Below are 20,991 nucleotides of genomic sequence, written 5' to 3'. Positions count from 1 at the left end.
GGCGGGCACGGGGCGCGGTGGTGGAAACGGGGCCGCGGGCGCGTGGGCGGGTCAGCGGCGGCGGCGGTGCAGGGCGACGGCGGCTGCCGTGCCGCCCGCGAGCGCGCCGACACCGGCGGCGGCCGGGATACCGACCTTGGCCGCCTTGCGGCCGGTGCGGTAGTCGCGCAGCCGCCAGTCGCGGGCGCGGGCGTGCTTGCGGAGCTTGGTGTCCGGGTTGATCGCGTAGGGGTGGCCGACCAGCGAGAGCATCGGGATGTCGTTGTGCGAGTCGCTGTAGGCGGCGCAGCGCTCCAGGTCCAGCCCTTCGGCGGCGGCCAGTGCGCGGACGGCCTCCGCCTTGGCGGGGCCGTGCAGCGGTTCGCCGACCAGGCGGCCGGTGTAGACGCCGTCGACCGATTCGGCGACGGTGCCGAGCGCGCCGGTCAGGCCGAGGCGGCGGGCGATGATGGTGGCGGTCTCCACGGGGGCGGCGGTGACCAGCCAGACCTTCTGTCCGGCGTCCAGGTGGGCCTGGGCCAGGGCGCGGGTGCCGGGCCAGATGCGGTCGGCCATGTACTCGTCGTAGATCTCCTCGCCGATGGACATCAGCTCGGAGACGCGGTGGCCCTTGACGATCGACAGGGCGCTGTCGCGGGCGTCCTGCATGTGTTCGGGGTCCTCGACGCCGGCCAGCCGGAACCAGGCCTGCTGCCAGGCGAACCGGGTGAGTTCGCGGCGTTCGAAGAACTTGCGCTTGTAGAGGCCGCGGCCGAAGTGGAAGATCGCGGCGCCCTGCATGACGGTGTTGTCGAGGTCGAAGAAGGCGGCGGCGCGGTCGTCCCCGGCGACCGGGAACGCGGGCTCCTCGGGGGGTGTCGCGTCCGCTACTTCCGGGGCCTTGGTCAGGAGGGCGGAGTCGTCGTCGGCGGCCGAGGTCTTGCGTGCGGCCTCGGCGGCGGCCTCGCCTGCCAGGACGCTCCGTGCGGTAGCGGAACGCCTACGGGGTGTGAGCCATCCAAGAGCGGCCATGCGGTGAGCATAGCCAGTCCGCCCGTACCTTCCCGACCTGCCGCGATGCGGCGGCGTGAACGCTTCGGGTCGGAATGGTGAATCGGGCGATTCCGGGCGGGCCGCGGTGGGGGCGGACAGGCTCGGGATCCGGGTCCGGCGGGCGCAGAATGGAGAGCATGAGCCCTCTGTTGCGACGTCATCGGAAGAAGCCCGCCGAGCGGGTGGTCACGCTGGTCGGAAAGCCTGGCTGCCATCTCTGCGAGGACGCGCGGGCGGTGGTGAGCGCGGTCTGCGAGGAGACCGGTGCGTCGTGGGTGGAGAAGGACATCACCGAGGACGAGGAGCTGTACAAGGAGTTCTGGGAGCAGATTCCGGTGGTGCTGATCGACGGCGAACAGCACACGTTCTGGCGGGTGGACCCGGCGAGACTGCGCAAGGCGCTGGGTGCGGACGCGAAACCCGGTTAACATTGCGGGCGTTTTGAGTGGCCTCGGGGGCGTAGATGTGAGGAGTGTGTACCGCTTTGCCCCCTTCGAGGCTGCAACGGGCTGATGCGGTCCCCGGTTCCGGGATCGCGCGGGAAATGCGCGTGACCCCGGTCACTTTGACCGGACAAAACGGACACTATCTTTGTGCACGCGTTCACAAAGGCATAGCCTGCATTCGACGGGGCGGTCTTGGGACATACGGCCGCCTGCAGCCCCGCTCATCCCGCAGGAGCACCGTGGCAACTGGCCGAACTCACCGACCGGCGACCCGTAGCCGAGGAATTCCCGAGGCCACCGTCGCCCGACTTCCGCTGTACCTGCGCGCCCTCACCGCGCTCTCCGAGCGATCCGTACCCACGGTCTCCTCCGAGGAACTGGCGACCGCGGCCGGGGTCAACTCCGCGAAGCTGCGCAAGGACTTCAGCTACCTCGGGTCCTACGGCACCCGCGGTGTCGGGTACGACGTCGAGTATCTCGTCTACCAGATCTCCCGTGAGCTCGGGCTCACCCAGGACTGGCCGGTCGCGATCGTCGGCATCGGTAACCTCGGCGCGGCCCTCGCCAACTACGGCGGCTTCGCCTCGCGCGGCTTCCGGGTCGCGGCGCTGATCGACGCCGACCCCGCCATGGCCGGTACGCCGGTGGCCGGGATCGCCGTCCAGCACACGGACGACCTCGACCGGATCATCAGCGACAACGGTGTGTCCATCGGCGTGATCACCACCCCACCCGGCGCCGCCCAGCAGGTCTGCGACCGGCTCGTCGCCGCCGGTGTGACCTCCATCCTGAACTTCGCGCCCACCGTCCTCTCGGTGCCCGAGGGCGTCGACGTGCGCAAGGTCGACCTCTCCATCGAGCTCCAGATCCTCGCGTTCCACGAGCAGCGCAAGGCCGGCGAGGACGCCGCCGCCGAGGACGAGGGCGCGCCCCCGATGCGCGCCACGCCCGCCGGCCGAAAAGGACCCGACGGGGACATGCCCGCCGTGATGCCCGCATGAGCCTCCTCGTCGTTGGACTGAGCCACCGCAGCGCCCCCGTCTCCGTACTGGAGCGGGCCTCCCTCGCTGCCGACACCCAGGCCAAGCTGCTCCAGGACACCCTCGCCGCGGAACCCGCGACCGAGGCCGCGGTCCTGGCCACCTGCAACCGCATCGAGCTGTACGCGGACGTGGACAAGTTCCACGCGGGCGTCGCCGAGCTCTCCACCCTGCTCGCCCAGCACAGCGGCGTCGGGCTCGACGAGCTCACTCCGTATCTCTATGTGCACTACGAGGACCGGGCCGTCCACCACCTGTTCTCGGTGGCCTGCGGGCTCGACTCGATGGTCGTCGGCGAGGGCCAGATCCTCGGCCAGATCAAGGACGCGCTCGCCCGCGGCCAGGAGCTGCACACCGCCGGACGGCTGCTGAACGACCTCTTCCAGCAGGCCCTGCGGGTCGGCAAGCGCGCCCACAGCGAGACCGGGATCGACCGGGCCGGGCAGTCGCTCGTCACCTTCGGGCTGGAGCAGCTCGCCGCCGGGGCCGACCCCGAGTGCTGGGCCCGCGGCAAGCGCGCCCTGGTCATCGGCGCCGGCTCGATGTCCTCGCTGGCCGCCGCCACCCTCGCCCGCACCGGCTGCGCCGAGATCGCCGTCGCCAACCGGACCCGCGCCCGCGCCGACCGCCTGGTGGAGATCCTCCAGCAGGGCGACGACACCGCCGTGCGCGCCCGCGCCGTCGAGATGTCCGCGGTGGGCGACGAACTGACACGTGCCGACATCGTCGTCTCCTGCACCGGCTCCACCGGCCTCGTGCTCACCGCCGACGCCCTCGCCGACGCCCTGGGCGTGAGCCTGGACGCCGCGCCCGAGCGGCCGACGGTCACCGTCACCCCGGCCCCCGACGACGTCGACCAGCACGCCGCCTGGGTGGAGAACGGGTCCGTCGCCTCCGCCGCGCACGCCGGTCCGCGGACCGGGACGCGCCGTGTCACGGTGCCCGCCCAGTCCACCGGACCGGTCCGGCTCGCCCTGCTCGACCTCGCCATGCCGCGCGACATCGACGGCGCCGCCCACCGCGTCGACGGTGTGCGCCTCGTCGACATCGAGTCGCTCGCCGAGGCGTCCGCCGACGCCCCGATGGCCGCCGATGTGGACCGGGTCCGCACCATCGTCTCCGACGAGGTGGCCGCCTTCGGCGCCGCCCAGCGCGCCGCGCATGTCGCCCCGACCGTGGTCGCCCTGCGCACCATGGCCGCCGACGTGGTCGCCGGCGAGATCGCCCGGCTGGACGGCCGTCTCCCCGACCTGGACGAGAAGCAGCGCGCCGAGATCACCCAGACCGTGCGCCGCGTCGTCGACAAGCTCCTGCACGCGCCCACCGTGCGGGTCAAGCAGCTGGCCAGCGAGCCCGGCGGCGCCGGGTACGCGGACGCGCTGCGAGAACTCTTCGACCTCGACCCGCAGACGGTGGCCGCCGTCTCCCGGGCCGACCTGAACGACCCGAATAGAGGGCGGTCATGACCGACAACTCATCGCCGGACGCGCGGAGCGCCGCGCCGCTCCGGCTGGGCACCCGGCGCTCCAAGCTCGCCATGGCCCAGTCCGGGCTCGTCGCCGAGGCGGTCCGCGAGGTGACCGGGCGCGCCGTCGAGCTCGTCGAGATCACCACGTACGGGGACGTCTCCCGCGAGCACCTGGCGCAGATCGGCGGCACCGGCGTCTTCGTCGCCGCCCTGCGCGAGGCGCTGCTGCGGGGCGAGGTGGACTTCGCCGTCCACTCGCTCAAGGACCTGCCGACCAGCCAGCCCGACGACCTCGTGCTGGCGGCCGTGCCGCAGCGCGAGGACCCGCGCGACGCGCTCGTCGCCCGGGACGGGCTGACCTTCGAGCAGCTGCCCGACGGCGCCCGCATCGGTACCGGTTCGCCGCGCCGGATGGCGCAGCTCAACGCGTACGCACGCTCCCACGGACTGCGGATCGAGACCGTCCCCATCCGGGGCAACGTCGACACGCGGATCGGGTTCGTGCGGGACGGCAAGCTCGACGCGGTGGTCCTCGCCGCCGCCGGGCTCAGCCGTCTCGGCCGGAGCGGTGAGGTGACCGACTTCCTGCCGGTCGACACCGTCCTGCCCGCTCCCGGCCAGGGAGCACTGGCGATCGAGTGCGCCGCGTCCGGCGCCGACCTCGCCGCCGCGCTCGCCGAGCTCGACGACCCGTACACCCGGGTCGCCGTGACCGCCGAGCGTGCCCTGCTCGCCGCCCTGGAGGCCGGCTGCTCCGCACCTGTGGGTGCGCTGGCCGACCTCCTGGTCGACGGACAGGTTGTCAACGAACTGCGCCTGCGCGGAGTCGTCGGTACCACCGACGGTTCCTCGCTCGTACAGCTGTCCACCACCGGTCCCGTCCCCACGTCGCACGACGACGCGGCGGCCCTCGGTCGCGAACTCGCGTCCGAGATGCTCGCCAAGGGTGCGGCCGGTCTTATGGGGGAGCGAGCACTTTGAGCCCCACCGGCCCCGCCGCATCCGACTTTCCGGTCCTGTCCGCCCAAGGCCAGGTCACCTTCCTCGGCGCCGGTCCCGGCGACCCGGGACTGCTGACTCTGCGCGCTGTCGAAGCGCTCGCGAGCGCGGACGTCCTTGTCGCCGAGCCCGATGTGCTCGACGTCGTTCGCAGCCATGCGCGGGAAGGTGTGAGCACGCCTGAGCTGACGGTTGTTGACGTCTCGTCAACAGCCGCCGGTGTACCCGTTCTCAGGGATGCGGCCAATCTTGTCATGGAGGCCGCGAAGGGCGGCAGGCGGGTGGTCCGTGCGGTCGCGGGCGACCCGGGGCTCGACGGCGACGCCGGCGCGGAGATGCTCGCGTGTGCCGCCGCCGGGGTGCCCTTCGAGGTGGTCCCGGGCATCGCGAACGCCGTCGGCGTGCCCGCGTACGCCGGGGTGCCGCTGCGTGACGCGCAGGGTGCGGACGTCCGTTTCGTCGACGCCCGTACCGCCTCAGACCGGTGCTGGAGCGAGGTCGGCGCGAGCGACGCCACCGCCGTCGTCTCCACCACGCTCGACTCGGTGGCGGCCGCCGCCGGTGAGCTGGTCTCGGCGGGCCGCAAGCCCGACACCCCGCTCACCGTGACGATCGCGGGCACCACCACCCGCCAGCGCACCTGGACGGCGACCCTCGGGACGATCGCCCAGACCCTCAAGCAGGCCAAGGTGCTCCCCTCGCCGGAGGGGCACCGGCCGGTCATAGCCGTGGTCGGAGAGCGCAGCTCCGCCGCCCAGCGCGACCAGCTCGCGTGGTTCGAGTCCAAGCCGATGTTCGGCTGGAAGGTGCTCGTCCCGCGTACCAAGGAGCAGGCCGCGTCGCTCTCCGACCAGCTGCGTTCCTACGGTGCGGTGCCGCACGAGGTCCCGACGATCGCCGTCGAGCCGCCGCGTACGCCCCAGCAGATGGAGCGCGCGGTCAAGGGCCTGGTCACCGGACGCTACGAGTGGATCGCCTTCACCAGCGTGAACGCCGTCAAGGCAGTCCGGGAGAAGTTCGAGGAGTACGGTCTCGACGCCCGCGCCTTCGCCGGGATCAAGGTCGCCGCGGTCGGCGAGCAGACCGCCGCCGCGCTGATCGACTTCGGCGTCAAGCCGGACCTGGTGCCCTCCGGCGAGCAGTCCGCCGCCGGGCTGCTGGAGGACTGGCCGCCCTACGATCCGGTCTTCGACCCGATCGACCGGGTGTTCCTGCCGCGCGCCGACATCGCCACCGAGACCCTGGTGGCCGGGCTCATCGAGCTGGGCTGGGAGGTCGACGACGTCACCGCGTACCGCACGGTCCGCGCCTCGCCGCCGCCGGCCGACACCCGCGAGGCGATCAAGGGCGGCGGCTTCGACGCGGTCCTGTTCACCTCGTCCTCGACGGTGCGCAACCTGGTCGGCATCGCGGGCAAGCCGCACAACGTGACCGTCATCGCGTGTATCGGCCCGGCCACCGCGAAGACCGCCGAGGAGCACGGCCTGCGGGTCGACGTGCTGTCCCCGGAGCCGTCGGTGCACAAGCTCGCCGAGGCGCTCGCCGCCTTCGGCGCGCAGCGCCGGGACGCGGCGAAGGAGGCCGGTGACCCGGTGACCCGGCCGAGCGAGCGGCGCCCGGGGGCGCGCAGACGTCGGACGACGACGTAACGGCAGTACGAGGGTGAGTGGGCCCGGTCGCTTCGGCGGCCGGGCCCGCTGTCCTTTCCGGGGCCGGCGTCTTTTCCGGGCCGCCCGCAGGGGCCTGTCAACAGCCTGCGCCTGTGCCTTTCCCGGCGCAGGTGTCGGTAAGACCGTGGGGCGCACGGGTCTATCGTCGAAGGATGACTGCGTACGCAAACTTCCCCGGCTCCCGCCCCCGGCGGCTGCGGACGACCCCGACGATGCGGCGGATGGTCGCCGAGACACGGCTCGACCCCGCGAACCTGATCCTCCCCGCGTTCGTCCGGGAGGGCATCGACGCCCCGGTCGCCGTCTCGGCCATGCCCGGCGTGTACCAGCACACCCTGGACACCCTGCGGAAGGCGGCCGTCGAGGCGGTCTCGGCCGGGGTCTCGGGGATCATGCTCTTCGGGGTGCCGGAGGACGGGAAGAAGGACGCCCGGGGGACCGTGGGAACCGACCCGGACGGGATCCTCCAGCTCGGTCTGCGCGCGGTGCGCGAGGAGGTCGGCGACGACCTCATCGTCATGTCGGACCTGTGTCTGGACGAGTTCACCGACCACGGCCACTGCGGGGTCCTGACGGCGGACGGCCGGGTGGACAACGACGCGACGCTGGAGCGGTACGCGGAGATGGCCCAGGTCCAGGCGGACGCCGGGGCCCATGTGGTGGGCCCCAGCGGCATGATGGACGGCCAGGTCGGCGTGATCCGGGACGCCCTGGACCAGACCGGCCACGAGGACGTGTCGATCCTCGCCTACACCGTGAAGTACAGCTCCGCCTTCTACGGCCCCTTCCGCGAGGCCGTCGGATCCTCGCTGACCGGTGACCGCAAGACCTACCAGCAGGACCCGGCCAACGCCCGCGAGTCGCTGCGGGAGCTGGCGCTGGACCTGGCGGAGGGTGCGGACATGGTCATGGTGAAGCCCGCCGGACCGTATCTGGACATCCTCGCCAAGGTTGCGGAGGTCGCGGACGTGCCGGTCGCGGCGTACCAGATCAGCGGCGAGTACGCGATGATCGAGGCCGCCGCCGAGAAGGGCTGGATCGACCGGGACAAGGCGATCCTGGAGAGCCTGACCGGGATCCGGCGGGCCGGGGCGCAGATGATCCTCACCTACTGGGCGACCGAGGCGGCCCAGTGGCTGGGGCGCGACGCCGGGCAGGGCTGACCTGGTTCGACTGGAGCGGGTCACGGTGGAGCCGTGGCCCGCTTTTCATGTACCTATAGAGCGTCGCGTCACCAGTGAGAACCCCGCTTCTCACAAGTGCTAGCTCGCGCGGCTTCACATCTGGGGAAGGAAGCGCTAGATTGATCTCATCGCGGTGAGGGGAGCGTCAGCTCGGCTCTCACGGCAAGAACAGTGATGCCCTGCACTGCCTAATTGAGGTGGGCAGTACAGGGCGTATCACCAGGCTCTGCCCTGGGCTGTGTGCTATGCGGCGAAGCAAGCGGTGACAGGACTCCAAGGCGTACCCCGGAACCGTAACACGGTGGCGGGAGGGAAGGAAGTGCGGGCGATGGCGGAGAGCAGCGAGGAGCAGTTAGTGGCTGCGATCTCCCCGGAGCGGTTTCTGCCGTTCCTGGAGGAGTGCCATGGCGACGTCGTGGTGGCCTTGCGGCTGTACGCCTGGGACGCGGAGGTGGCGCGTGCGCTGTACAGCCCGCTGCGGGATCTGGAGGTGAGCCTGCGGAACAGGGTGCACCGCCAGCTCACCGGCAAGTTCGGCCGCAGCGACTGGTGGAACCTGCGGAGGGCGGAGCCCAACAGCTGGGGCATGCGGAAGATCCGCGGTGCCGAGGACGAGCTGGCCGAGCGAGGGGAGTTCAGCCCGAGCGACGTCGTTGCGTCGATGTCGTTCGGCTTCTGGGTGAGCCTGGTCAGCAAGGGCGGGCACGGCAACTACGACATGAGGTACTGGAACCCGGCGCTGCGTCACTGCTTCAACGGCGTGGGGCGGCAGAACCTTCATGACCGGTTGGGGATCATGCGGACGCTGCGCAACCGCATCGCCCACCACGAGCGGGTCTGCCACCGCCGCTTGGAGGAGGACTTCCGTACGGCCGTCGAGTTGACGGCACTCGTCGCTCCTGCGCTGGCAGCGCGTCACGAGAAGTACAGCCAGGTTCCTGCGGTCCTGGCCCGCAAGGCCCGGGTCCTCTCGGGCGAGGAGGAGATTGTGCTGTGACGGAGCGGCGGCGGTACGAGCCGGTCACCCTCGGCGAGATCAAGGAGCTCGCCGAGGTTGGCCGGCCCACGGTCAGTAACTGGCGGCGGCGGCACGCTTCCTTCCCCGAGCCGGTCGGTGGCTCCGAGAGCAAGCCGTTGTTCGACGCGGAGGAGATCGGGCGCTGGCTGGACGAGCGGCCTGTGCCCGACGGTGAACCGCACCCCGACGGCACTCTGCCGACGTACGGCGAACGTTTCCGTGACGGGCTCCGGTCGCGGCGGTTGGTCATGCTCGGGCACGGGATGCTGGGACCTGACGAGCTGATTGTCAGGGCGCTGGCCGTCGTTGCTATGGAGGGGGAGGGCGGAGGCAGTGCAGAAGAGAGCCTGCCTGTAAGCCTGCTGGCTGATTTCGACGCCGCTGACACGGAGTTGCTGCGTACCGTACGCGAATTGATCGGAGAGCTGGGCAGCACCGGTGCCGCGGCCGAAGCGGTGCTCAAGCTGGCCGGACGCCTTCAGTCCGACCTGGCCATGGACGCGACTCCGCTGCCTGTCGTCGAGCTGATCGACGTCCTCGCACAGCCGGTTCTGTCGGCAGCAAAGCCTGTGGTCGTGCTCAACCTGTGTGCGGGGGCCGGGGATGTCCTGCTGGCACTCGACGCCGACGACGGCGAGAACTACGTGGCCGCCGTGGAGCCCGATGCCTTGCGGCGGACGGTGCTGAATTACCGGCTGCTTGCCCACTGGTCTGCCGGGGAGATTCTGGTATGCCCCACGCCGGAGGATTTGGACGGTGTTCGTCTGCCCCCGGCGCACTCCGCGGTTTCGGGGTCCGTCCGGGGCCCGCTGGGGTTTCCGCCGGCTGACCTGGTGGTGGCCGACCCGCCCTACGCCTCGGGAGAGCACGAACGGGACGAGGAAGGTCCGCTGAAGTGGGCCCTGGAAGCGGTCCGGCGTCTGGGGGAGGACGGGCAGGCCCTTGTGGTCGTCCCTTCCTGGACGCTGTCCCGGCCCCGTGGCGCGACAGGGACGGCCAATACCCGGATGCGGGAGTACCTGCTCAAGTCCGGTGCGGTGGAAGCGATCATCCAGTTGCCCCGTCGCATCCATACCTTCCGTACCGGTGCCGAGCACGCATTGCTGGTGCTGCGGGGCACGTGGCGCCCGCCTACGAATCCTCACACGCTGCTGATCGACGCGGACCGCCTGGCGCGTCGGGTGGGTGACGCCTGGCAGCGGAACACCGTGGGGCTGCTGGGCAGCACCGCGACGCCTGTGCCGCAGGAGGCTCAGCGCGTGCGGGTGGATACGGCCGGGCCCGGCAGCTCCTATCTGTTGGACGGACGGTCTCTGCTGCCCGCGCACCGGCTCGCCTCACCGGAGAAGGGGCTCGATCATTTCGCGGCCACGGTGGAGGCGCGGCAGAACGCGTATGTGGCGCTGCCCCACCTGAAGCAGTGGATCGGTGATCTCGGCGTCGGTAAAAGGGAGGTACGTGCCGAGCATTTCAAGGTCGGTGGACAGCTGAGGGCAGGACAGCTCCGGCTCCTGCCGGGTCACCGCATCAGGGAGAGCGACATCGGGGACGCGGGTGTACCGGTGATCGGCCGTGAGGAGATGCTCGGCGCCCTGCCTCTCGGGCAGCGTCGCATCATGCTGGAAGAACTCGCCGCTTATCCGCAGACCCAGATGACCGAGCAGGGCGATGTCTTCCTGCTCACCGAGCATGGCGTCCGCACGCAGGTGGACGACGCGGGCGGCTGCGTTCTGCTGGCACCGGTGCAAGGGTTGCGCATCGCCGCTTACCGGAAGTACCTGATGGACCTGGCGGAGGGCGGGACGGGCCGTCCGGGGAACCTGTGGATGCGCCCTCACGCACTGGCCCGGCTGCTGGCCGCGCCCCGCAACCAACAGCGTGGGAGCGGATCGCTCGTGCGGAGGGTGAGCGTGAAGGACATGGATCTGCCACAGCTGCCGGTGGGGGAGATCGCCGACCTCGATGCCGTCCTGGCCGAGACGGAGCGCCACCGTGCCGACGTGCGACGGCAGTTGTCGGCGCTGGACACGCTGGCCGAACGGCTGGCGGCGGGTGTCGCGGACGGTGACCTGCGGCTGCGCAAAAGGCCTGATCGGAACTCGGGGCCCTGACGAGGGTCATCGCTGCATCCCCTTGAACCACGAGAGAAACGAGTGCCCCGTGCCACCCCGTAAGAAGAAGACCGAGCCCGCCGACATGAAGCAGATCCTGTGGCAGTCCGCGGACAAGCTGCGCGGAAGTCTGGACGCTGCCGCCTACAAGCATTTCGTGCTGGGCCTTGTCTTCCTCAAATACGTCTCGGCCGCGATGAGTGAGAAGCGCGCGCAGCTGGAGGCCGAGCTGAGGGAAGAGGGCGGCTGGAGCGAGGCCGACATCCTCAGCACGCTGGAGGAGCGACGCGAGTACACCGGCGCCGGCATCTTCTACGTGCCCCAGGCCGCGCGCTGGGAGGCCGTTCTCGAACGGGCGGGCACGACGGTGGAGGGCCAGACCGTCGGTGAGGCGATCGACGCGGCGATGCTGGCGATCGAGGCGCAGAACCCGGCGTTGAAGAAGACCCTGCCGAAGATCTACGCCAGTGGACGGGTCGATGAGGAACGCCTTGTCGGATTGATCAGGCTCCTGGACCGGCTCGCTTTCCAGGAACAGCTGGGTGAGGACGGCCACCGTAAGGGCGCGCGGGACATCATGGGGGAGGTGTACGAGTACTTCCTGGCCGAGTTCGCGCTCAAGGAGGGCCGCAAGGGCGGGGAGTACTTCACCCCGGAGAGCGTGGTGCAGCTGCTGGTGGAGGTCCTGGAGCCGCAGCCGGGCGAGCGGGTCTACGACCCGGCGTGCGGGTCGGGCGGGATGTTCGTGCAGGCGGAGAAGTTCATCGAGTCGCATGGCGGCAACCCGCTGAACGTCGCGGTGTACGGGCAGGAACTCAACCAGACCACCTGGCAGCTGGCCCACATGAACCTGGCCATCCATGGCGTCGAGGCCAACCTCGGCGACGAGCCGGCCGACACCTTCCGCAACGACCAGCATCCGGCTCTGAAGGCGGACGTGGTCATGGCCAACCCGCCCTTCAACATCTCCGACTGGGGCGGGGAGATGCTCGGCATGGACCGGCGCTGGGCGTACGGGGCTCCGCCCGTCGGCAACGCGAACTACGCGTGGCTCCAGCACATGATCAGCAAGCTCGCGCCGAGCGGCCGGGCGGGCGTCGTCCTGGCCAACGGCTCGATGAGCAGCAAGCAGTCCGGCGAGGGTGACATCCGCCGGGGCATGGTCGAGGACGACCTGGTGATGTGCATGATCGCGCTGCCCGGACAGCTGTTCCGGTCGACGCAGATTCCGGCGTGCCTGTGGTTCCTGGCGGAGGGGAAGGGCCGGCACTCGGCGTGGGTGCGGGGGCGTAAGGGCGAGGTCCTGTTCATCGACGCGCGCGAGTTCGGCGTGATGAAGAACCGCACGCTGAAGGAGTTGACCCCGGAGGAGATCGTCGGCCGCGTCGGCGACACGGTGCGGGCGTGGCGGGGCGTGGCGGGCGCGGCGGCGTATGAGGATGTGCCCGGGTTCTGCGCGAGCGTGGGGCTGGAGACGGTCGCGGAGCATGACTTCGTGCTGACGCCCGGGCGGTACGTGGGTACGGCGGAGGCGGAGGCCGATCCGGACGCGGAGCCGGTGGAGGCGAAGATCGCGCGGCTGAGTGCGTTGTTGCGGGAGCAGTTCGCGGAGTCGGAGCGCTTGGCGAAGGCTGTGGACGAGCAGCTGGGGAGGGTGTGATGCGTGAGTTTCCTTTGGGTGAAGTCTTGGAAACGTTGATTGACCACCGTGGTAAGACCCCCAAAAAACTCGGTGGTGAATTCACAGACGAAGGGGTTCCCGTCGTGTCGGCTCTGCTGGTCAAGAGTGGGAAGCGGATCCCGTTGGTGGAAGCCAGGCGGGTGCCTTTTGCGCTCTACGAGAAATGGATGCCAAACTCAACGCAAAAGAATGATGTAATCCTCACTTCCGAGGCCCCGCTAGGGCAGTGTGCGCTGATTGAAACAAACGATCCTCTTTGTTTGGGGCAGAGAGTTTTCGGCCTACGAGGGAGGCGAGGAGTTCTTGATGGGCGCTTCCTCTATTATTCTCTTCAGTCGTCTTATATGCAGGGGCAGCTGAATGCTAGGGCATCTGGTACGACGGTACTTGGAATTAGGCAAACTGAGCTTCTCAGGGCTCAAATTCGTCTCCCGCAAATTAGTGATCAGCGGGCTGTCGCGGAGGTTCTCGGTGCCCTGGACGACAAGACCGCTTTCAACGAGCGGCTTTGCGCAACAGGGTTGGATCTGGGCGACGCCTTCTATAGAGTTGCTGTCCAGCAGGAGGGCTCAGCGCGGCACGCGACTCTCGGTCAGCTCATGGCCGAAGGTTCGTTGCGGTTCGGTGATGGATACAGAACCAAAGCGGCTGAGCACGGAACACCGGGGCTTCCCATCCTGCGGGTTGCAGAAGTAGGCGACGGGACTATCGCCCCGTCCTTTGGTGATCATGTGAGGGAAGAGTTTCGGTCGGCGATGAGGCAAAAGACCTCTCGCGCCGGAGATGTTGTCCTCACGACCAAGGGGACCGTCGGTCGAGTGGCGATGATTTCCCCTCACGACGCCGAGTTCGTATACAGCCCCCAGGTTTGCTTCTTCCGGCCTGTGGGTGATGCGCCGTTCTCTGCTCCCTACCTGTTCCACTGGCTGCGAGGCCAGGATTTCTGGCGTCAGGCTGCCGGGATGAAGGGCCAGACCGACATGGCGGATTACCTCAGTCTCAGCGATATCCGCTCGCTCAGGATCTCGCTGCCCACAGAGTCGGCGCTAGCTGCGTTCGACCGGCGGTGTGCGCCGTTGCACGCCCGCGCGGAGGCAGCCAGGCTCGAGAACCGCACCCTCGCCGACCTCCGCGACACCCTCCTCCCCCAACTCGTCACCGGGAAGCTCCGCGTCAAGGACGCCGTCCGTGTTGTAGAGGAGGCCGTATGAGGAAGGCCAACCCAAACGGTGAGCCCCCCATAGACCGGCTCACCGAGCAGGAGTTGGAGCTGCACGCCCTGGAGGTGCTCGGCGAAATCGGGTGGCTGCATGTGCCCGGGGCCGAGTTGGGGCCCTCGTACGGGGTGCGTCAGGGGTGGGGGGACCTCGTCCTGTACCCGAACCTCCGTAAGGCGATTCGGCGTCGCTACCCGCAGCTGCCCGAGAGCGTGGCCGACGACGCCGTGTCCCTGCTCCTCACTCAGCTCACCCAGCACGACCTGCGCGAGAACCACCGGTTCTACGAGCGGCTGATCAGCGGTGTCTCCGTCCCGTACGAGGACCCGGTCACTGGCGATACACGGCACTCCGTCATCCGGCCCGTCGACTTCGGCGATCCACACGCCAACGATCTGGTGGCCGCCAGCCAGGTCCGGGTCAAGAGCGTCAAGGACCGGACGTTCATATTCGACATCGTCCTGTATGTGAACGGGCTTCCGCTCGCCGTCATCGAGCTGAAGAAGGCCGACAGCAACGACAGTGCTCGCACCGCCTACGACCAGCTCCAGGGTTATCGGCGCGAGCTGAAGCAGACCGGCACGTTTGCCACGTTCCTCGTGATGCTCGCCTCGGACGGGCTCACCGCCCGTATGGGCACGCCGTTCACGCCCTGGCAGCACATGGCCCCCTGGCACGCCGATGACGACGACCGCATGCTGCGGAAGTCCGAACGCCAGGACGGGCGGGCCCTGGAGCGCATGCTGTACGGGGCCTTCGAGCCGGCCCGTCTCCTGGACCTGATCGGGCACTTCCTCTCGTACTCCGCCGAGAAGTCTGGCGACGTCAACACGGTCAAGCTTGCCAAGGCACACCAGTACATCGCCGTGAACGCGGCCGTCCGCGCCACCGAGTCGGCCCTCGCGACGGACGGCAGGGCGGGTGTCGTCTGGCACACGCAGGGGGCTGGGAAGAGCGAGGAGATGCTCTTCTACGTGGGAAAGGCGGCATCGAAGCCCGAACTGTCCAGCCCGACGTTCGTCATGCTGACCGACCGGATCGACCTCGACGATCAGCTGTTCCGGACGTTCACCGCCAGTGACACCCTCCGTAAGAGGGTCAAGGAGGAGCCGCAGACCGCCGCCGACGCCGGACAGCTGCGCGAACTGCTGAACAGCCCGACAAGCATCGGCGGAGTCGTGTTCGCCACGCTGCAGAAGTTCCGGCTGACCGAGGCCGAGCGTAGGGCTGGTGTCCGGCACCCGCAGATTTCGCCGCGCCGTGATGTGATCGTCGTTGTCGACGAGGCCCACCGCAGCCACTACGACTTCATCGACGGCTACGCCCGCAACCTGCGCGATGCCCTCCCGAACGCCACTTTCATCGCTTTCACCGGCACTCCCATCAACAACAGCACGGGCAGCACGCAAGGTGTGTTCGGCGCGAACATCCACACCTACGACCTCACCCAGGCCGTGGACGACGGGGCGACCGTGCCCGTCTTCTACGAGCCCCACCTCGTCCAGGTCGAGCTCATCGAGAATGCCGACCTCGACGATCTCGACGCCCGCGCGGAGGGCCTGATCGAGGGGCTGTCCGAGGGCGAGAAGCGTGCCGCCCGTCAGCAGTTCGGGCGGTACGAGGACCTGATCGGGTCGTCCGGACGCGTCCGCGAGCTGGCCGAGCACCTCCTGGACCACTGGGACGCGCGCAGTACGGAGATGAGGAAACTGACCGGCCGGCCGGGTAAGGGCATGGTCGTCTGTGCCTCCCGAGCGATCGCTGCCCGGCTGTTCGAGGAGGTGGTCCGGCTTCGCCCTGACTGGGCCGGGGCGCGTGACCCGAAGTCGCAGCTGCTGACTGACGACACCGGGCGTATCCGCGTGGTCTTCACCGGCAACGCCGCCACGGACGGTGAGGAGGTCGCCGACTACGTTCGCACGTCCACCCGGCTGAAGAAGATCCAGGATCGGGTGACCGATGCCGACGACGAACTGGAGTTGGTCATCGTCCAGTCCCTGTGGCTGACCGGCTTCGACGCGCCGCCTCTGCACACGCTCTACCTGGACAAGCGCATGCGTGGAGCCGCCCTCATGCAGGCCATCGCCCGCGTCAACCGCACCTGGCCGGGGAAGCCTTCCGGGCTGGTCGTCGACTTCCAGGGAGTCATAGGGGAGATCAAGGAAGCCCTCGCCGAGTACTCCGAGCAGGATCAGGCTAACCCCATGCTGGGTGCCGACCTTGCGGGGGCCGTCCAGTTGGTGCGGGAGAGCCATCAGCAGATCGTTGACGTCCTGCACGGTTGTCCGTGGCGCCGGGCGCTCGCGGCGGGCGGTTCACGCGCCTACCGGGAGGCGCTCACCGAGGTACTGGAGTTCCTGATCACGCCGGAGCCGGGTCTGGAGCCGGAGCAGGCGACGCGTAGACAGCGGTTCATGTACCACGCGGGTCTGCTCCGCCAGGCGTTCTCGCTCTGTCCGACCGATCCGCGTGTGCAGGACCTGCTGCCCGACATCCGGTTCTTCGAGACGGTGAGCAAGTCACGGGAGAAGTACACCGCTGAGGAGCGGGAGGAGCAGGGCACCGCGACGGCGGCGGACGTGGAGTTGCTGATCGCCCAGCTCAATGCCTCGGTCGTCGCGGCCGACGGGGTCGTGGACATCTACGACGCGGCCGGGCTCACCAAGCCGGACCTGTCGCATCTGGACGAGTCCATGCTGCCGAAGCTCCGCGCGTCCAAGCATCCGAACCTTGCCATCGAGGCCCTGCGACGGGCGTTGCTCAAGGAGATCAGGGACGCGCATCCCCGCAACCTCACTCGGCAGGAGACCTTCACCAACCGGGTGCGGGCCGCGATGAACCGGTACACGAACGGGCTTCTGACAGCGGCCGAGTTCATGAAGTTCCTTGTGGAGCTGGCGCAGGAGGTGTCCGCCGACCGTGGCCGTGCCAAGACGCTGGGCCTGACGGAGGACGAGCTGGCCTTCTACGACGCGCTGGCGGCCGACCCCTCGGCGGTCGAGCAGATGGAGGACTCGATCCTCGCGCGGATCGCGCACGAGCTGTACGAGCAGATCCGCAACGACGTCACGGTCGACTGGAAGCTGAAGGAGCAGGCCCGGGACCGGATCATGGCCCGCGTACTCCGACTGCTGCGTAAGTACGGCTATCCGCCGGACAAGCAGCCCGCGGCGATCGAGCGCGTCCTGAAGCAGGCCGAGGACATGGCGGAGGCATTGGCATAGAGAGGCCCGCACTGAGTAGTCCCTTCGGGCCCGGTGCAGGGTCGCCCGATGGCACCAGCGTTCAGGGGCTGCCCGCGCCCGCGCCCTGGAGCCGGTGGGCCTCCTTGATGGAGAAGCGGGCGCTGTCCCGTACGAGCGGGTCCTCGTCGGCCCGCGCGGTGGTGTCCAGGGCCGTGGCGACGACCGGGTCGGCCGTGTAGGGGGCCAGGGACATCGCCGCGTACTGGCGGACCAGGTCCTCCTCGGGGTCGCGCAGTGCGGTGAGCAGGGCGCGGCCCGCCTGGTGGCGCAGGGCCGGGTCGGCCGGGGGCCACAGGCGCAGGACGGTGGCGCTCTCGACCCGGGCGAGGTCGTATTCGCCCGGGTCCGCGACGACCGAGACGAGGAACGGCAGCGCCTGCGTGTTGTCGTCCAGCTCGGTGATGATCTCGCGCTTGCGGTCGCTGCCTGCGGGCAGCGCACGGAATTCGGCTATCAGGCGCTCTGCGGCTTCGGCCGCGGACGCGGCTTCCGTCGTGGTCGTGAGGTTCGTGTCGTTCATGGGGGTGGACACTTTCTGTCAGGGCCAGTCGACCAGTGCCATGAATGCTACGAAAGTGACCACGACGGTGGCAGGTGCGGCCAGGGCCAGGCTCACACGGCGGGCGGCGTAGCGGAGCTGGTGCGGGACCGCCCAGCTCGCGATCAGCACGGCCAGGGCGATGAGCAGGCCGATCCACAGGACGGTCCACCCGATCATCCAGCTGTCGTGGAAGCGTTCGACCACCTCGCCGTTGCAGGAGTCGCACTCCATGGGGGAGAGCGCGCCGTAGAGCAGGGCGGCCAGCCCCAGCGGCACGGTGACGACCGAGGAGATCAGCGGGGCGATCCAGGCGTGAGGGTCCTCGTCGGGACCGCACACCGGGTCGCCCGCCGGGGTGCTGCCGGTTCCGCTGTCGCCGTCGTGGCTGTTCTCGCTCATGTGGCCGAGTCAACCGCGAGGGGCCGCCGCCCGTATGAGTACGAGGGCTCAGTCCGCGGCGGTCCGGTCGGCGCGGGCCTCCAGCCAGGCGCGGGCCGCGTCCACCTCGCCTTCCGTGAGGGGTGGGCGGACCTGGTCCGGGTAGCGCGTGACGTAGTGCTCGCGGGCTGCCTTCATACCGATCGCGCGGGCCTCGGCGGAGAGTCGGGGATCGTCCGCCACCTCCTGGGCGCGGTGCCACCAGCTGTGGCTGCGCGGGTCTATCGCGTAGTGCCAGAGCGGCTGGGCGGGGTCGGCGACTCCGATCAGGACGCGGTGCAGGACGTACGGGCGGATGCCCGGCTCGCCGATCAGCCGCTCGGCGACGTGCAGGGGGTGCGTGCCGTCGAGGCGGGCGCGGAGCAGCACCCACGTCATCAGGTGGCCGGTGTCGTGCCCGCCGGAGACGACGAACTCCCACAGCTCGGCGGCCTTCGCCCCGTCGGGGGCTCCGAGGTGGGTGAGCAGCCGGACCGGATCCTTCCAGAGCGGCTTGGGCTTCGACCACCAGGCCAGCAGGTCGGCAGCGGCCGGGTGTTCCAGGTCCTGGGCGAGGCAGGTCAGGGTGACCAGCGGGTGGCGCCACTCGGTGTACGTGGTGCGGTACTGCTTGGTCAGCTCCTTCTTCCAGCGGGGGAGGAGGGCGAGCAGTTCCGCTTCGGTGGCCTCGCCGTGGGCGTACAGCAGCTCCAGGCAGTACGCGATGCCCTGGACGCCGGTGGCCGGGTCGGCGAGCCGGTCGTGCAGCCACCGGGCGTCGGCGGGGGAGAGGGTGCGGTAGCGGTGGTAGATGTCGCCGAGGCCGCCCTCGTAGCCGGTGAGGTCGGGTCCGGTGCCGGTGAGGAGGTCGTCGCGTGCGGCCTCGTACCGCTCCACGGCGGACAGTGCATCGGCCGCTTCGGCGGTGTCGGTGAGGCGGCCGGCCGCTTCGCGCACGCGGTCGGCCGTGTCGGCGGCGGCCTGCGCGGCGGCGACCCGCAGCGGGCGCGGCAGGCGGTCGTCGGTGGCGAACCGGATGGTGGCGAGGAGCAAGGGGAAGAAGGCGTCGCCGGCGGAGCGGCGGGGGTCGGGCTCGTCGGTGACGGCTTCCCGCAGCGCGCGGAGGAGGCCGGTCTGCGCGGTCTCGGGCGCTGTGCGGGCCGTCAGCTCCTCGGAGAGCGTGGCGGCGGCGCGCACCGGGTCCGGTTCGCGCAGGGCGTGGTGGGCGCGGAACCAGCCGCGTACGGCACCGTCGTCACCGGTCAGCGCCCAGGCGCGCAGCAGCTCCAGCGAGCGCGGGGACGGGTGTGCGGCGAGGGCGTACGCCGCCTCCGCGCCCAGTTCGGCGGCCACCTCCCAGGCCTCCGGGTGCTCCTGGCGCAGCAGCGCGAGGAACACGGAACGCCATCCGCGCCAGGCCGTGAGCCGTCCGGCGTACGTCTCCCGCCAGGCGGACAGCAGCCGTGCCGTCTCGTTCGGAGTGAGCGCCTGCCGGTGCTCCAGCGGGGCGGCGAAGCGGGCGGCGGCGTCCAGGTCCACGGGGTCCGCCAGCCGGTCGTGGAGCCAGCGTTCCTCTGCTGGGGCCAGCGGGTCGTACTCCGTGGAGCGGGTGCTCCGGCTGCGGGGCTCGTCGATGCGGGAGAGGAACTGGCGTACACCCGTGGTGTCTTCGGGGTCGGGCAGTCCGTCGGCGTCCGTCGCCGTGACCCGGTCCAGCTGGAAGGCGCCCCGCGGACCGTTGTCGACGATCCGGTAGCCGGGCGGGCCCTCCCCGAGGCCGGTGGCGACCGTGGCGTGGTCGCCGCCCCAGTGCAGGTACAGCACGCCTTGGAGGTCGCCGGAGCGGGCGAAGGCGTCGTGGGACTGCCAGTGCCAGTACGCGAAGGAGGCGGTCTCGGGGATGCCTTGGGTCGCGAACAGCTCGGCCGCGTCCTCGTGGCCGTCGGACTGGGTGTAGCGGCTGCGGGTGGGGGGAGGCAGGGCGACGAAGCCGTCGCCGCCGAGCGTGCGCCACCAGGCCTTGATCCGGGACAGGTCCGATCGCTGCCCGGCCGTACGGTCCGTGTTCAGTCCCACCAGAAGGACCACGCTTCCTGGTTGAGCACGGCCTTCTCGGCGTAGGCGTCGAGGTCGTGCGGCGGGGACTGGTCGATGTTGTCCGGGCAGAACGCGTAGTGCTCGGCGGCCAGGGCGCGGGCCTCTTCGATCGTGGCGGGCGGGCGGCCCACGGAGACGATCATCGTGTCGAAGCCGAGCACCACGACCCGGGCGTCGTAGCGGTCCTCCCAGGAGCGGAGCACCGCGCAGAGCCGGGCCACGTCGTTCTCGTGGTTCATCGGGCCCGACCAGCCGATCGCGGCCGGTATGTCGGCGCTGCGGCGGGCCGGGACGAGGGCGATCCGGGCCCCGCCGAGCCACGCGTCGGCGTCGGCGGCGATGACGCCCGCGAGGCCTGCGGCCACCGTGTCCGCGTCCTCGGCCGCCTCCTGGGCGGGAACGGGCGCGAGGCCGGGCCAGGACGAGCCGGGGGCCGGGGAGTCCTCGTCGTGGTCGTCGGCCGCCGCGCCGTCGCCCAGCTCGTCGTCAGCGTCGTCCACGTGGTCCGCCCAGTACCCCGCGAGGACCTCCTCCGCGTCGTGGTCGCCGGGGTACGACGTGTCGTCCGGGCAGAGGTCCCAGTCCTCGGGCCACTGGTCGCGCCGTCCGCCCGTGACCAGCACCGGCAGCAGCCCGAGCCGCCGCCCGGCCGCCCGCAGGTCCGCCCAGTCGCGCGGGGTCGCCGGGCCGTCCGCGTACCAGAGGAGCGGCTCGTGCCAGGGGCCGTCCAGCGTGGCGTCCACCAGGGAGCCGGCCGGGAGATCCAGGCCGGAGGCGGCCGGGTCGGGGAGAGGATTCGGGAGCGTCGCCATGGTGGGGAGCCTA

The 20,991-nt window shown here is 70.1% G+C and carries 16 protein-coding genes; 11 read left to right on the top strand and 5 right to left on the bottom strand.

What is annotated here, in order from left to right; all coding sequences use genetic code 11:
• Positions 1 to 51: 51 nt before the first annotated feature.
• Positions 52 to 1,011: an HAD family hydrolase gene (locus JS521_RS14080; protein ID WP_205083299.1), complete on the bottom strand. Its 960-nt coding sequence runs from the start codon at positions 1,009 to 1,011 to the stop codon at positions 52 to 54.
• A gap of 158 nt (positions 1,012 to 1,169) precedes the next feature.
• Between JS521_RS14080 and JS521_RS14075 the strand changes: the two genes are divergently transcribed.
• The 11 genes from JS521_RS14075 to JS521_RS14025 all read left to right on the top strand — a co-directional run bounded on the left by JS521_RS14075 (position 1,170) and on the right by JS521_RS14025 (position 17,090).
• Positions 1,170 to 1,460, top strand: a complete 291-nt coding sequence (locus tag JS521_RS14075) for a glutaredoxin family protein (protein WP_205083297.1) — start codon at positions 1,170 to 1,172, stop codon at positions 1,458 to 1,460.
• A 257-nt stretch (positions 1,461 to 1,717) separates the two neighbouring features.
• Entirely contained in the window at positions 1,718 to 2,479 is a 762-nt protein-coding gene (locus JS521_RS14070; protein WP_205083295.1) for a redox-sensing transcriptional repressor Rex, read from the top strand.
• Complete coding sequence (locus JS521_RS14065; RefSeq protein ID WP_205083293.1) at positions 2,476 to 3,984, top strand: glutamyl-tRNA reductase; 1,509 nt, start codon at positions 2,476 to 2,478, stop codon at positions 3,982 to 3,984. Before JS521_RS14070 ends, JS521_RS14065 begins: the two co-directional genes overlap by 4 nt.
• Positions 3,981 to 4,967 (top strand): hydroxymethylbilane synthase, encoded by a 987-nt coding sequence (gene hemC, locus JS521_RS14060; protein WP_205083291.1) that lies wholly within the window; start codon positions 3,981 to 3,983, stop codon positions 4,965 to 4,967. The genes JS521_RS14065 and hemC overlap by 4 nt, the downstream gene beginning before the upstream one ends.
• On the top strand, positions 4,964 to 6,634 hold the full coding sequence (locus JS521_RS14055) for a bifunctional uroporphyrinogen-III C-methyltransferase/uroporphyrinogen-III synthase (RefSeq protein ID WP_205083290.1): 1,671 nt from the start codon (positions 4,964 to 4,966) through the stop codon (positions 6,632 to 6,634). Before hemC ends, JS521_RS14055 begins: the two co-directional genes overlap by 4 nt.
• A 173-nt stretch (positions 6,635 to 6,807) precedes the next feature.
• Entirely contained in the window at positions 6,808 to 7,818 is a 1,011-nt protein-coding gene (gene hemB / locus JS521_RS14050) for a porphobilinogen synthase (RefSeq protein WP_205083288.1), read from the top strand.
• 349 nt (positions 7,819 to 8,167) lie between these two features.
• The gene (locus tag JS521_RS14045; RefSeq protein WP_205083287.1) at positions 8,168 to 8,836 is read left to right on the top strand and encodes an Abi family protein; all 669 of its coding nucleotides are present in this window, start codon (positions 8,168 to 8,170) and stop codon (positions 8,834 to 8,836) included.
• Positions 8,833 to 10,968 (top strand): N-6 DNA methylase, encoded by a 2,136-nt coding sequence (locus JS521_RS14040; RefSeq protein ID WP_205083285.1) that lies wholly within the window; start codon positions 8,833 to 8,835, stop codon positions 10,966 to 10,968. Before JS521_RS14045 ends, JS521_RS14040 begins: the two co-directional genes overlap by 4 nt.
• A 49-nt stretch (positions 10,969 to 11,017) precedes the next feature.
• Positions 11,018 to 12,628: a class I SAM-dependent DNA methyltransferase gene (locus tag JS521_RS14035; RefSeq protein ID WP_205083284.1), complete on the top strand. Its 1,611-nt coding sequence runs from the start codon at positions 11,018 to 11,020 to the stop codon at positions 12,626 to 12,628.
• A complete protein-coding gene (locus JS521_RS14030; protein ID WP_205083282.1) occupies positions 12,628 to 13,860 on the top strand; it encodes a restriction endonuclease subunit S in 1,233 nt (410 codons plus the stop codon). The genes JS521_RS14035 and JS521_RS14030 overlap by 1 nt, the downstream gene beginning before the upstream one ends.
• Positions 13,857 to 17,090: a type I restriction endonuclease subunit R gene (locus JS521_RS14025; protein ID WP_205083280.1), complete on the top strand. Its 3,234-nt coding sequence runs from the start codon at positions 13,857 to 13,859 to the stop codon at positions 17,088 to 17,090. The genes JS521_RS14030 and JS521_RS14025 overlap by 4 nt, the downstream gene beginning before the upstream one ends.
• 61 nt (positions 17,091 to 17,151) lie before the next feature.
• Here the strand turns inward: JS521_RS14025 and JS521_RS14020 are convergent, their stop codons facing one another.
• Genes JS521_RS14020 through JS521_RS14005 form a run of 4 tightly spaced genes read right to left on the bottom strand, consistent with a single transcriptional unit; the run spans position 17,152 to position 20,978 of the window.
• Positions 17,152 to 17,631 (bottom strand): hypothetical protein, encoded by a 480-nt coding sequence (locus JS521_RS14020; protein WP_205083279.1) that lies wholly within the window; start codon positions 17,629 to 17,631, stop codon positions 17,152 to 17,154.
• Positions 17,632 to 17,649: 18 nt separating this feature from the next.
• Positions 17,650 to 18,051 (bottom strand): hypothetical protein, encoded by a 402-nt coding sequence (locus JS521_RS14015; RefSeq protein ID WP_205083277.1) that lies wholly within the window; start codon positions 18,049 to 18,051, stop codon positions 17,650 to 17,652.
• 48 nt (positions 18,052 to 18,099) lie between these two features.
• Positions 18,100 to 20,157: a hypothetical protein gene (locus tag JS521_RS14010; protein WP_205083276.1), complete on the bottom strand. Its 2,058-nt coding sequence runs from the start codon at positions 20,155 to 20,157 to the stop codon at positions 18,100 to 18,102.
• Complete coding sequence (locus tag JS521_RS14005; protein ID WP_205083274.1) at positions 20,136 to 20,978, bottom strand: DUF4253 domain-containing protein; 843 nt, start codon at positions 20,976 to 20,978, stop codon at positions 20,136 to 20,138. Before JS521_RS14005 ends, JS521_RS14010 begins: the two co-directional genes overlap by 22 nt.
• Positions 20,979 to 20,991 lie beyond the last annotated feature (13 nt).

The organism is Streptomyces durocortorensis (genome assembly GCF_016901035.1).
Taxonomy (GTDB): Bacteria; Actinomycetota; Actinomycetes; order Streptomycetales; family Streptomycetaceae; genus Streptomyces; species Streptomyces durocortorensis.
The sequence above is the reverse complement of the archived record's forward strand: the minus strand, read 5'-3'. Positions and strand labels throughout refer to the sequence as shown.

What these genes read in the sequence shown, in the direction of transcription:
- JS521_RS14080 (WP_205083299.1), bottom strand. Translation starts at nt 1,011, where the DNA reads ATGGCCGCTCTTGGATGGCTCACACCCCGTAGGCGTTCCGCTACCGCA.
- JS521_RS14075 (WP_205083297.1), top strand. Translation starts at nt 1,170, where the DNA reads ATGAGCCCTCTGTTGCGACGTCATCGGAAGAAGCCCGCCGAGCGGGTG.
- JS521_RS14065 (WP_205083293.1), top strand. Translation starts at nt 2,476, where the DNA reads ATGAGCCTCCTCGTCGTTGGACTGAGCCACCGCAGCGCCCCCGTCTCC.
- hemC (WP_205083291.1), top strand. Translation starts at nt 3,981, where the DNA reads ATGACCGACAACTCATCGCCGGACGCGCGGAGCGCCGCGCCGCTCCGG.
- hemB (WP_205083288.1), top strand. Translation starts at nt 6,808, where the DNA reads ATGACTGCGTACGCAAACTTCCCCGGCTCCCGCCCCCGGCGGCTGCGG.
- JS521_RS14045 (WP_205083287.1), top strand. Translation starts at nt 8,168, where the DNA reads ATGGCGGAGAGCAGCGAGGAGCAGTTAGTGGCTGCGATCTCCCCGGAG.
- JS521_RS14030 (WP_205083282.1), top strand. Translation starts at nt 12,628, where the DNA reads ATGCGTGAGTTTCCTTTGGGTGAAGTCTTGGAAACGTTGATTGACCAC.
- JS521_RS14025 (WP_205083280.1), top strand. Translation starts at nt 13,857, where the DNA reads ATGAGGAAGGCCAACCCAAACGGTGAGCCCCCCATAGACCGGCTCACC.
- JS521_RS14020 (WP_205083279.1), bottom strand. Translation starts at nt 17,631, where the DNA reads ATGAACGACACGAACCTCACGACCACGACGGAAGCCGCGTCCGCGGCC.
- JS521_RS14015 (WP_205083277.1), bottom strand. Translation starts at nt 18,051, where the DNA reads ATGAGCGAGAACAGCCACGACGGCGACAGCGGAACCGGCAGCACCCCG.
- JS521_RS14005 (WP_205083274.1), bottom strand. Translation starts at nt 20,978, where the DNA reads ATGGCGACGCTCCCGAATCCTCTCCCCGACCCGGCCGCCTCCGGCCTG.